Genomic DNA, 11799 nt, shown 5'->3' on the forward strand with positions numbered 1-11799 from the left:
GGGTATCGGCTTGACAATGCCCTGACAAGCGGACACCAAAGCGGCCCGTCCGTCCCGCACCACGCGCTGTGCCGAAAGCGCCGCCGGTCGAGACGGCGCCGGCGCGGGCGTTCCGTGCGGGCATCTTAGGCCCCGCCTGGTTCCGCGGACACAAAACTGTCGTGCGCCGGTTCTATTGCCGGGCGGGAAATCCGGGGTGTGTGCGGAAGGGTCTCCGCGAAGGGCCGCGACCCCGGCCATGTTGCGAGACCGTGGAGGTGTCATGCGTATTGCGATGATCGGAACCGGATACGTCGGTCTCGTCTCGGGCGTCTGTTTTTCCGAATTCGGCTTCGATGTGACCTGCGTCGATGTCGACGCGGACAAGATCGCGCGGCTGAAGGCGGGCGAGGTTCCGATCTACGAGCCGGGTCTCGACGATCTGATCGACCGGAATCTCAAGGCCGGCCGTCTTGCCTTCACGACCGCCTTCGACGAGGCGGTCGCGGCCGCCGACGTGGTGTTCGTCGCCGTGGGGACCCCGTCGCGGCGCGGCGACGGCGAGGCGGATCTGACCTATGTCTTCGAGGCGGCCCGCCAGATCGCCCGCGCGATGCGGCCCGAGACCGTCGTCGTCGTCAAGTCGACGGTCGTCGTCGGGACCTGCCGGAAGGTCGCCGAGATCATTCGCGCGGAGCGCCCCGGCGTGGCCTTTTCGGTCGCCTCCAATCCGGAGTTCCTGCGCGAGGGCTCGGCGATCGAGGATTTCATGCGGCCCGACCGCGTGGTCGTGGGGGCGGAGGACGCGCGCGCCGAGGACGTGCTGCGGCGCCTCTACCGGCCGCTCTACCTGCGCGAGACGCCGATCCTGGTGTCGACCCTGGAAAACGCGGAACTGACGAAATACGCGGCCAACGCGTTCCTGGCGCTCAAGATCACCTTCATCAACGAAATCGCCGACCTGTGCGAAAAGGTCGGCGCCGACGTGCAGAAGGTGGCGAGCGGGATCGGCCTCGACAAGCGGATCGGCGGCAAGTTCCTGCATGCCGGACCCGGCTACGGCGGCTCGTGCTTTCCCAAGGACACCAGCGCGCTGGCCGCGACGGGTCAGCGCCACGGGGCGCCCTTGCGTCTGGTCGAGACCACCATCGACGTGAACGACCGCCGCAAGCGCGACATGGCCCAGCGGATCCTGGCAAGCCTCGGGCCGGAGCCGGCGGGCAAGACCGTCGGCATGCTCGGCATCGCCTTCAAGCCGAACACCGATGACGTGCGCGACGCGCCGTCCCTGGCGATCGTGCCGGCGCTGCAGGCCGCCGGCGTGCAGGTGATCGCGCACGATCCGGAAGCCCGCGCACAGGCCGAACCGCTGCTTCCGGGCCTTGAGTGGCGGGACGACCCCTATGAGGTCGCCGACGCGGCGGACGCCGTCGCCGTGCTGACGGAATGGAATGTCTATCGCGGGCTTTCGCTTTCCGAGATCGCGCGGCGCATGCGCGGGCGTGCCGTGGTCGACATGCGCAATATCTGGCAGGCCTCGGACGCGGCGGAGGCCGGGCTCAGTTATCGCGGGATCGGCAAGGGTGCCGTGGGCGGCGGGATCTGACGACCCGCCGCACGACAACGGAAACGGAAAGGGCGGGTGCCAGCATGAAGCCATCGACGGAGCTGGAGGGGCTCGCCCGTTTGTGTATCGCCGCCGGCGAGGCGATCCTGAGCCATGCGCAGGCCGGGCTCACGGTGGAGTGCAAGGGCGACGAAAGCCCGGTCACCGAGGCCGACCGGGCCGCGGAAGAGATCGTGCTGGCCGGATTGCGCGCGGCCTTTCCGGATATCCCGGTGGTCGCGGAAGAGGCCGCGGCGGCCGGAGAGGTCCCTGAGATTTCCGGGAAATTCTTCCTCGTCGATCCCCTCGACGGAACGCGGGAATTCGTCGCCGGTCGTCCCGACTACACGGTGAATGTCGCGCTGATCGAAGCGGGGACGCCCGTCATGGGCGTGGTTCACGCCCCGGCGCGCGGCGAGATCTTCGCCGGCGACACCCGGACGGCGCGCGGGGATGCCGGCGGCGGGGCGGACGCCTGGGCCGCGCGGGTGGACGAGGGGCGGATCGGCGACTGGCGGCGGATCTGCGTGCGCAGGCCGGTGCCGGCGCATCCGGTCGCCGTGGCGAGCCGCTCGCATCGCGACGAACAGATCGACGGTCTGCTCGACCGCATGGCCATCGGCGAGCGTGTCAGCATCGGATCCTCCCTCAAGTTCTGCATGCTCGCCGAAGGGGCGGCGGATTTCTATCCGCGCTTCGGGCGCACGATGGAATGGGACACGGCGGCGGGACACGCGGTTCTCGCGGCGGCCGGCGGGCTGGTGACCGCGCTTGACGGAACGCCCTTCGCCTATGGCAAGCGGCGCCAGGCGCAGGACGCGGACTTCGCGAACCCCGGCTTCCTCGCGGCTGCCACGCGCGCCCTGATCGATCGGGCCGTGGCCGCGCTGGCGGACTGATCGGCGAACCGGCCCTTCGGCCCCCTGGCGTCTTCTCGGCATTTCCGGAAAAGGGTTTTCTGGAAAAAACGGTTACCCCTGCCCGAATAATCGCAATCCGGTTCCTCCCACAGGCACGACTGTCCTTCTAGCCTCAAGATCAAAGAGGTTCTGGACGGAGTGCCGATATGAATATGGAGGTGGTGCGGCGAAGCAACCTGCGGCGTCTGGAGGCGGAAAGCATCCAGATCATTCGCGAGGTCGCGGCCGAATTTCGCAATCCGGTGATGCTTTACTCCATCGGCAAGGATTCGGCGGTGATGCTGCATCTGGCGATGAAGGCGTTTTACCCGTCGAAGCCGCCGTTTCCGCTGATGCATATCGACACCACCTGGAAGTTCCAGGAGATGATCCGCTTTCGCGACGACATGGCGAAGCGGCTTGGCCTCGATCTCATCGTGCACACCAACGCGGAAGGGCTGGAACGCGGGATCAACCCGCTCGATCACGGCTCGTCGGTGCACACCCAGGTGATGAAGACCGAGGCGCTGAAGCAGGCGCTCACCAAACACGGCTTCGACGCGGCCTTCGGCGGCGCGCGGCGCGACGAGGAAAAGAGCCGCGCCAAGGAACGGGTGTTTTCCTTCCGCACGGCCGCGCACGGCTGGGACCCGAAGCACCAGCGCCCGGAATTGTGGAACCTCTACAACGCCCGGATTTCACAGGGCGAGTCCATCCGCGCGTTCCCGCTGTCGAACTGGACCGAGCTCGACATCTGGCAATACATCCTGACCGAGAACATCGAGATCGTGCCGCTCTATCTCGCGGCCCCGCGCCCGGTGATCGAGCGCGACGGCATGCTGATCATGGTCGACGACGACCGCCTCAAGCTGCGCCCCGGCGAGGTGGTGCGCGAGCGCATGATCCGCTTCCGCACGCTGGGCTGCTATCCGCTGACCGGTGCCATCGAATCCGATGCCGACACACTGCCGGCGATCGTCCGCGAAATGCTCATCGCCCGCACCTCCGAGCGGCAGGGCCGTCTGATCGACCGCGACGAGAGCGCCTCCATGGAAAAGAAGAAGCGCGAGGGGTACTTCTGATCATGAGCGCGACACTGCATGAAAAGGCGACCGATTCGGCCGTTCTGGATTACATCGCCGCCCAGGAGGGCAAGGACCAGCTGCGCTTTCTGACCTGCGGCTCCGTCGACGACGGCAAGTCGACGCTGATCGGCCGGCTGCTGTTCGATTCCAAGCTCATCTTCGAGGATCAGCTCTCGGCGCTGGAGCGCGATTCGCGCCGCCATGGCACGGTCGGCGAGGACATCGACCTCGCTCTGCTCGTCGACGGCCTGGAGGCCGAGCGCGAGCAGGGCATCACCATCGACGTGGCCTATCGTTTCTTCGCCACCGACAAGCGCAGGTTCATCGTGGCCGACACGCCCGGCCACGAGCAGTACACGCGCAACATGGCGACCGGCGCCTCGACCGCCGATCTCGCCGTGCTGCTGGTCGACGCGCGCAACGGCCTGATGACTCAGACGCGCCGTCACGCCTATATCGCGTCGCTTCTGGGGATCCGGCACGTGGTTCTGGCGGTCAACAAGATCGACCTCGTCGATTTCTCCCGGGCGCGTTTCGAGGAAATCCGCGCGGAGTTCGCCGCCTTCGCCAGCGGCTTCGACTTCGACACGCTGGTCGCGATCCCGATGTCCGCGCGCTTCGGCGACAACGTGACGACGCCGGGCGAGCGCATGCCCTGGTACGAGGGGCCGACGCTGCTTGCGCATCTGGAAACGGTTCCGGTGGATGATCACGCCCTCGACGCGCCGTTTCGCTTTCCCGTCCAGTGGGTGAACCGGCCGAACCTCGACTTTCGCGGCTACAGCGGAACGGTGGCGGGCGGGCGCGTCGCGGTGGGCGACGCGGTGGTCGTCGCCGGCTCGGGAAGGACGTCGAAGGTGCGCCGGATCATCGGCGCGAGCGGTGATGTGTCCTCGGCGCGGGTGGGCGAGGCGATCACCCTGACGCTCGACGACGAGATCGACATCTCCCGCGGGGATGTGCTCGCGGCCTCCGACGCGCGGCCCGAGGTGGCCGACCAGATGGCGGCCCATCTTATCTGGATGGCCGACGACGCGCTGCTGCCCGGCCGATCCTACTATCTCAAGAGCGGCGCGCGCACGGTCGCGGCGACGGTGACGGAGATCAAGCACAAGATCAACGTCAACACCTTCGAGCATGTGGCGGGAAAATCGCTGGCGCTCAACGAGATCGCCTTCTGCAACCTCGCGCTCGCCGCGCCGATCGCCTTCGACCCTTACGAGGAAAACCGCGAGACGGGCGCCTTCATCCTGATCGACCGGCTGACCAACGCCACCGTGGCGGCCGGCATGGTGTGGTATGCGCTGCGCCGGGCGAGCAACATCCACTGGCAGGCGCTCGACGTCGACAAGGCGGCGCGCGCCGACCGGCTGGGCCAGGCGCCGGTGGTGCTGTGGTTCACCGGCCTGTCCGGCTCGGGCAAGTCGACCATCGCCTCCATCGTGGAGAAGAAGCTGCACCTTCAGGGCAAGCTCACCTACACGCTGGACGGCGATAACATCCGCCACGGGCTGAACCGCGATCTCGGCTTCACCGACGCCGACCGGGTGGAGAACATCCGCCGGGTCGGGGAGGTGGCGAAACTCTTCACCGAGGCCGGGCTGGTGACGCTGGTCTCCTTCATCTCGCCCTTCCGCGCCGAGCGGAAGATGGTCCGCGATATGCTCGGCGACGACGAGTTCGTGGAGATCTTCGTCGACACGCCGATCGAGGACTGCCGGCGCCGGGATCCGAAGGGGCTCTACAGGAAGGCCGACGCGGGGGAGTTGCCCAACTTCACGGGCGTGGACAGTCCCTATGAACCGCCGGAGGCGCCCGAACTGCGCCTCGCCACGGTGGGCCGCGATCCCGAGACGATCGCCGACGAGGTGATCGCCTATCTTTCGGAGCGCAAGCTGATCTAGGGCTGCGCTGTCTTCCCCGTCCGGGCCGCCCTGGCCCGGACCTCTCCGACCCAAAGCTTGTTGGCCATGGCCGACTGCCCAGGGAATGGGCGCCTCTGGCGATATTTTCGGCAAGGCGTGAATCTGCTTGATCCTTGGGCATCGGCGCGGCAGTCTCAACGGCGAACCTGATAAAAACGCCAGTGGGGACTGTCATGCGGAGATTGGTTGGATTTGCGCTCGCGCTTGGATTGGCCGCGCCCGCGGCCATGGCCGAGACGGAGATCAAGTTCACGCTCGATTGGAAGTTCGAGGCGCCGGCCGCGCCCTTCTTCATCGCCCAGGACAAGGGGTACTTCGAGGCGGAGGGCCTCAGCGTCACCATCGACAGCGGCGCGGGCTCGCGCGAGTCGATCCCCCGCGTGGCGACCGGCGCCTACGACATGGGCTTCGGCGACGTCAACGCGCTGATCAAGCTCATGGACGACCAGCCCGACCTCAAGGTCAAGGCGGTCATGATGGCCTATGAGCGCCCGCCCTTCGCGGTGATCGGCCGCAAGAGCCAGGGCGTGACCGAGGATCCCAAGTCGCTCGAGGGCAAGACGCTCGGCGCCCCGCCGCCCGACGCGGCCTTCGGCCAGTGGCCGGCCTTCGTCGAGGTCGCTGGCCTCGACACCTCCGGCATGACCATCGAGAGCGTCGGGTTCCCGGTGCGCGAGCCGATGCTGGCGCAGGGCCAGGTCGACGCGATCTTCGGCTTTTCCTTCTCCTCGGTGATCAACCTGAAGGCGCAGGGCGTCGACCCGGACGACATCTCGCTGATCCTGATGGGCGAGCACGGGCTCGACCTCTACGGCAACGTGGTGATGGTCAACACCGACTTCGCCGAGGCCAACCCGGAGGCGGTCAAGGGCTTCCTGCGGGCCCTGACCAAGGGGTTCCTCGACACCATCGCCGACCCGGCGGCGTCCGTGCCGCATGTGCTGGAGCGCAACGCCGTGCTCGACGAGGCGACGGAGATCGACCGCATCACCATGGCCGTGGAGGGCTCGATCGCGACGCCGGCGGTGAAGGCCAACGGCTTCGGCGGCGTGGACATGGACAAGCTTGCCAAGTCCATCGACCACCTCAAGGTCTCCATGGGCGTGAGCGACACGCCGCCGGCGCCGGAGCGGATCTTCGATGCAAGCTACCTTCCGCCGCTCGAGGAGCGCATGATCAAGTAAGGCCCGGGCGCGGCGTGGTCCTCGGGCCGCGCCGCCCTGTTGCCGGGATCGCGAGGCGCCGCCGCCGCGATGCCGGCACCCGGCCCAGACCGTCGGGCGGCCGCGTCCAGGGGCGCGCAAGGCGGTTCGGGCCGCATCGGGCGCGTCGAGCCGGACCGGGTCGGCACTCAAGCTCCAAGAAGAAGCTCCAAGAAGATCATGAAAGAAGCTCCGTGACCGGATTTGTGGAATTGCGCGATGTTCGCCTGGCCTATGGCGCGCAGGCCGGCGGGGAGGGGACCCTTGCCCTCGATGACGTGACGATGCGCGTGCGCAAGGGCGAGTTCGCCGCCGTGGTCGGCCCCTCGGGATGCGGCAAGTCGACCCTGATGAAACTCGCGACCGGCCTGATCCGGCCGCAGGCGGGCACCGTGGAGGTGGCCGGCAAGGAGGTGGACGGCCCCGTCTCCGTGGCCGGCATGGCCTTCCAGAACCCCTCCATGCTGCCCTGGCGAACGACCTTGAAGAACGTGATGCTGCCGCTGGAGATCGTGCAGCCGCACCGTCGCAAGATTCGGCGCGAGCGCGCGGCCTACGTCAAGCGCGCGGAGGATCTCCTGGAGATCGTCGGGCTGAAGGGGTTTGGCGACCGGTTCCCCTGGCAATTGTCCGGGGGCATGCAGCAGCGCGCGAACCTGTGCCGTGCGCTGGTGCATGATCCGGCCCTCCTGATGCTGGACGAGCCGTTCGGGGCGCTGGACGCCTTCACGCGCGAGGAACTGTGGCAGGTGATGCGCGATCTGCATGCGGAAAAGCAGTTCACCGTCATCCTGGTCACCCACGATCTGCGCGAGGCGGTGTTTCTCGCCGACCGGGTGTTCGTGATGAGTGCGCGTCCGGGCAGGATCGTCGTGGAGCGGGAGGTCGGTTTCGAGCGGCCCCGTCCCATCGACCTGACCTATGAGGCGGAGTTCAACGACATCGTTCACGAATTGCGCGGTCATATCGCGGACGCGAGGGCGGCGGCATGAGCGAACGCTGGATCAAGCTTGCCCCCTGGGTCTGGACGCTCGGCCTGTTCGCCGTCTGGGAAGGCGCGGTGCAGGCCTTCGACATCGCGGTCTACATCCTGCCCGCGCCCTCGGACATTTATGTCGCCATCGTCAAATACTGGACGGCGATCTGGACCAATTCCATCCAGACGCTGTGGACCACCACACTCGGCTTTCTGCTCGCCGTCGTCGGCGGACTGGCGCTGGGGCTGGCGATCGGCTGGAGCCGGGCGATCTACGCCGGGCTCTACCCCTTGATGATCGGTTTCAACTCGATCCCCAAGGTGGCCGTGGTACCGATCCTGGTGATCTGGTTCGGCATCGGCACGGTCCCGGCCGTTCTCACCGCCTTCCTGATCGCCTTCTTCCCGATCGTCGTGAACGTGGCGACGGGGCTGGCCACCATCGAGCCGGAAATGGAGGACGTGCTGCGCGCGCTGGGCGCGAAGAAGATGGACATCATGCTCAAGGTCGGCATCCCGCGCTCCATGCCGTATTTCTTCGGCTCGCTGAAGATCGCGATCACGCTGGCCTTCGTCGGCTCGGTGATCTCCGAGACGGTGGCCGCGAATTCCGGCATCGGCCACATGATGCTGGCGGCACAGTCGCAGTTCAACGTGCCGCTGGTCTGGGCCGGCCTTGTTGCCCTCGCCGTGCTCGGCATCGGCATGTATGCGATCATGGCCTGGCTGGAAATGCGCCTCACCGGCTGGGCGCACCGCTCCGGGCGGCACTGAGCCTCTCGCACGCTGGCCCTCCCGCACGCTGACCCTGCCGCACGCCGATGGCGCGCGGCCTGCCGGCGTCAGGGCCAGTGGCGGCCGTCGAAAAAGTCGGCCGGGATCGGGTCCATCGCCTCAAGCACGTTGGAGGCCGCACGGATGGCCTCGATCCGGGCCCAGTCGGCCATCGCCGCCGCATGGCGGCTGCGCAGGTCGTCCGGCCAGTCGGCCGGGTCGGGCCCGTGGGCCAGCGTGGCCTGCAGCCCGGCGGCCAACGTGTTGCGCTGCCGGTGTTCGCTCATCACGGCGAGAATGCGCCGTTCCGCTTCCCGCTTCACTTCCGTCGCCATCGGCCCCGTGTCCGGCGTATCGGACAGGCTTTCGAGGATCGCGCGCGCTTGCGCTTCCGTGGTTGCGCCGGCAACGAGGCGGCCCTCTACCCAGAATTGACCGGGATGCGCGTCCGGGCCGGTGTATCGCGGAAACCTTTCCGGCGGGAGCTGCGGTTCGCTGACAGTCGAATGCGTCATGGGATCACCCAATGATTGTGTAGCGAATGGCCGTTGTCGATGTGAGCCGGCTTTCGATCCGGATCGCGTCCTCGACGACGCCGACGGTGACGTGAGTCGGGGTCCCGGTCGTCCCTGTGACGTCGGTGGCGAAGACGCCGAAGTAGCCGCCGCCGAAGGCCATGGTCGCCCAAGGCGTGATGCCCACATCGAAAAGGGCCGCGCCGGCTCGATGGGATTGCGGGTAGTCCGAATAGGGATTGTTGCTCACGACAATGAGGCCGCTCTTGACCGGCGGGGTCACGGTGGCAACGCCGTCCGGCGCGATCAGGATCTCGCCGGAATAGAAACCGTGGGCCCTGGTCAGGCCGGCGACATCCACGCGTTCTTCGGGAGAGGTCGTTCCGATGCCCACATGGCCGTCGGCGGCAATGCAAACCCGTTCCGTACCTTCCGTCGCAAGCCGGATTTGCCCGCCCGCTCCGCCATCCGTGCGGCCCTCGATGTTGAGGTTGCCGCCAAGCCGATAGAGGTGGGGGTGGGCGCTGCCCGACAGCCGGGCTCCGCCGGACACGAGAAATGTCCCGTTGAGATGCAGCGGCGCTTCCGGCGCGCTGGTCCCGATCCCGACCTGCCCCGTCGCGGCGTCGATATGCATGGCGTACACCCATGCTGCCCCATCGTCGCTGACCTTGAACGAGAGGTCGTTGCTCCCGGTCAGACCCAGCTCTGCGTGGCCTGTGTAGCCGGACTGAAACAGGAGACTTGCGGTGTCGACCGTCGCCGCCTTGTTGACCTTGACCTGCTGATCGCCGCCGTCGTGGTCGAAAAGGATGCTTTGCGCGCTGACGGTCAGGCGGTTTTCCGAGCTCGGCTCTGCATTGACGGCCAGTTCCGCGATCCGGATCGAGCCATCGGGGGCGGGCCTGACGTCTTGCCAGGTCGCGCCGGTGAAGACGACCAGGCGCGCCTCGTCCTCGATCCAGCATCGCCACCCCTCGCGCGGGGCCTGAAAGGTCCACGTCCCGTCGGACCAGGCGGCGATCGTCCGGTCCTGTCCGGACCAGGCGTCGGTGCCGCCGGGTGCGACCAGATAGAGATCGCCTTCGGACACGGCGGGGGGCGGGGCGGGCGCGCTTGCGGACTTAACGGACAGCTGGACAAGTCCATCCAGGGCGATGACTGCCTCATTGTGCGTGATGTGCTTTTGCGCCTGGTTGGCCGCGATGAGGGGCAGAGACAAGCGTGCGGTGGTCGTCATTGCGTCGCTCTTCGTGAAATCTCGAGGTCCACCAGTCTATGCCTGCCGGTCGGTGGGGCGGATAAGCGGGGCGGAGGGACCCGTGACGACGTCATCGGCAACGCCGGCCAGACACTCGTGTTTCCGCCATAGTCGTGCGTCATAGAGCGGATTGCCCGGAAAGCTGTATCGTTGTATCCAGATGCGGCCGTCCACGGTGGTTGCGCGGGGCGGATTGCGCCTTGCCGGGGCTGTCGGTTCGTTAACCTATTTCAGCGCGAGTGCGATATAGTGCTCCTTGGTTGTGGGAATTGCCCCAGCAAATGGGAATGAATGATATCCATGTCTGAAACGGCGGAAAGCAAGGCGGCGAGTTCGGCCAAGGCCGAAACCTCCAAGGTGACTGAGGTCAAGGCCAAGGCGCCGGTCATTCCCTTGAGGATCGACAAGGCCGCGGCCGCGATCGCGCGGACGACGGAATTCGACCTGCGCCCGCGCGCGCTGCGTCACCTGGCGGTCAAGCTTTCCTTCATCTTGTGCGTCGTGATCCCGACATTGTGCGGTGCGATCTATTTCGCCTTCATCGCATCCGATCGCTATGCAGCCGGGGCGGGGTTTTCGGTCCGCAGCATGGACAGCTCGGTGGCGGGAGGGGACTTCCTGGGCGCGATAACCGGGTTGTCGAGCGTGGGCACCACCACGACCGATTCCTACATCCTGCTTGAGTATCTGCGAAGCCGGGAACTCCTCGAGAGCCTCAGAGAGGATATCGATTTTCAGCGTGCCTATGGGGGAGAGGACGTCGATTTCTTCTATCGGCTCGATGTTTCGGCTCCGATCGAAGATATCGTTGCGTATTGGGATTGGATGATATCCACGTCCTACGACAACACATCCTCCATCCTCACGTTCGAAGTCCAGGCGTTCAGTCCGGAAGATGCGGAGCGGGTGGCCGATCTGATCGTCGGCTACTCCCAGAACCTCATCAACAGGCTGTCCGAGCAGGCGCGCAACGATGCCGTTGAATTCGCCAAGAAGGAAGTCGCCTCCGCCGAATTGCGCCTCAAGATCATCCGGGAGGAGATGCGCGACTTCCGCTCGACTTCGAATGCCATCGATCCGACCGCCAGTGCGGCGGCGCAGGTCGAGCTTGTTGCCGGGATCGAGCGTGAATTGATCGACTTGCGTTCCCGTCTCGGGTCGATGCTGACGTCCCTCGATCCGGACGCTCCCTCGGTGCGGCAGATCCGGCAGCAGATCGAGTCGCTCGAGCAGGAGTTGCGGCTCAAGCAGAATGAGGTCGGTGTGCGGACGAGCGATGATCCGTCGGTCGGATCGAATCTCTCCGGCCTTCTCGCGGACTATGAACGGCTGAAGGTCGAACAGGAATTCGCCCAGCAGGCCTATGCGACGGCCCTGTCCTCGCTCGAGCGCGCTCGCATGGAAGCGGATCGCCAGCAACGCTTCCTTGCGGTCTTCAAGAGCCCCTCTCTGCCCCAGCAGGCAATCTATCCGCAGCGTCTGCTCAACACGGGCCTCGTCTTTCTCGTGGCGTTGATCCTTTGGAGCATCGGCGTCCTGATCGCCTACTCGATCCGCGACCACATGCGATAACGCCT

The 11799-nt window shown here is 66.4% G+C and carries 10 protein-coding genes; 8 read left to right on the plus strand and 2 right to left on the minus strand.

Annotated elements, in window-relative coordinates; translation table 11 throughout:
• The first annotated feature begins 262 nt into the window (after positions 1 to 262).
• The 7 genes from ABL312_RS05035 (at position 263) to ABL312_RS05065 (ending at position 8446) form a co-directional block, all read left to right on the plus strand.
• Positions 263 to 1585 carry a UDP-glucose/GDP-mannose dehydrogenase family protein gene (locus tag ABL312_RS05035; RefSeq protein WP_349360278.1) on the plus strand — a complete coding sequence of 441 codons (1323 nt, stop codon included), beginning with the start codon at positions 263 to 265 and terminating at the stop codon, positions 1583 to 1585.
• A 44-nt stretch (positions 1586 to 1629) separates the two neighbouring features.
• A complete protein-coding gene (cysQ, locus tag ABL312_RS05040) occupies positions 1630 to 2484 on the plus strand; it encodes a 3'(2'),5'-bisphosphate nucleotidase CysQ (RefSeq protein WP_349360279.1) in 855 nt (284 codons plus the stop codon).
• 167 nt (positions 2485 to 2651) lie between these two features.
• The gene (gene cysD / locus ABL312_RS05045) at positions 2652 to 3566 is read left to right on the plus strand and encodes a sulfate adenylyltransferase subunit CysD (RefSeq protein ID WP_374730177.1); all 915 of its coding nucleotides are present in this window, start codon (positions 2652 to 2654) and stop codon (positions 3564 to 3566) included.
• A 2-nt stretch (positions 3567 to 3568) separates the two neighbouring features.
• On the plus strand, positions 3569 to 5473 hold the full coding sequence (gene cysN, locus ABL312_RS05050) for a sulfate adenylyltransferase subunit CysN (protein ID WP_349360280.1): 1905 nt from the start codon (positions 3569 to 3571) through the stop codon (positions 5471 to 5473).
• 194 nt (positions 5474 to 5667) lie between these two features.
• Entirely contained in the window at positions 5668 to 6678 is a 1011-nt protein-coding gene (locus ABL312_RS05055; protein WP_349360281.1) for an ABC transporter substrate-binding protein, read from the plus strand.
• Between the two features lie 212 nt (positions 6679 to 6890).
• On the plus strand, positions 6891 to 7688 hold the full coding sequence (locus ABL312_RS05060; RefSeq protein WP_349360282.1) for an ABC transporter ATP-binding protein: 798 nt from the start codon (positions 6891 to 6893) through the stop codon (positions 7686 to 7688).
• The gene (locus ABL312_RS05065) at positions 7685 to 8446 is read left to right on the plus strand and encodes an ABC transporter permease (RefSeq protein ID WP_349360283.1); all 762 of its coding nucleotides are present in this window, start codon (positions 7685 to 7687) and stop codon (positions 8444 to 8446) included. The genes ABL312_RS05060 and ABL312_RS05065 overlap by 4 nt, the downstream gene beginning before the upstream one ends.
• 68 nt (positions 8447 to 8514) lie before the next feature.
• On the opposite strand, the gene ABL312_RS05070 is transcribed toward ABL312_RS05065, so the two are convergent.
• Together ABL312_RS05070 and ABL312_RS05075 are read right to left on the minus strand one after the other, a co-directional pair.
• The gene (locus tag ABL312_RS05070) at positions 8515 to 8961 is read right to left on the minus strand and encodes a hypothetical protein (RefSeq protein ID WP_349360284.1); all 447 of its coding nucleotides are present in this window, start codon (positions 8959 to 8961) and stop codon (positions 8515 to 8517) included.
• A gap of 4 nt (positions 8962 to 8965) precedes the next feature.
• Entirely contained in the window at positions 8966 to 10201 is a 1236-nt protein-coding gene (locus ABL312_RS05075) for a DUF2793 domain-containing protein (RefSeq protein ID WP_349360285.1), read from the minus strand.
• Positions 10202 to 10522: 321 nt separating this feature from the next.
• Here ABL312_RS05075 and ABL312_RS05080 point away from each other — a divergent pair, with 321 nt between their 5' ends.
• Positions 10523 to 11794: a lipopolysaccharide biosynthesis protein gene (locus ABL312_RS05080; RefSeq protein WP_349360286.1), complete on the plus strand. Its 1272-nt coding sequence runs from the start codon at positions 10523 to 10525 to the stop codon at positions 11792 to 11794.
• The last annotated feature ends 5 nt before the right edge of the window (positions 11795 to 11799 follow it).

It is taken from the genome of Stappia sp. (assembly GCF_040110915.1).
Classification (GTDB): domain Bacteria; phylum Pseudomonadota; class Alphaproteobacteria; order Rhizobiales; family Stappiaceae; genus Stappia.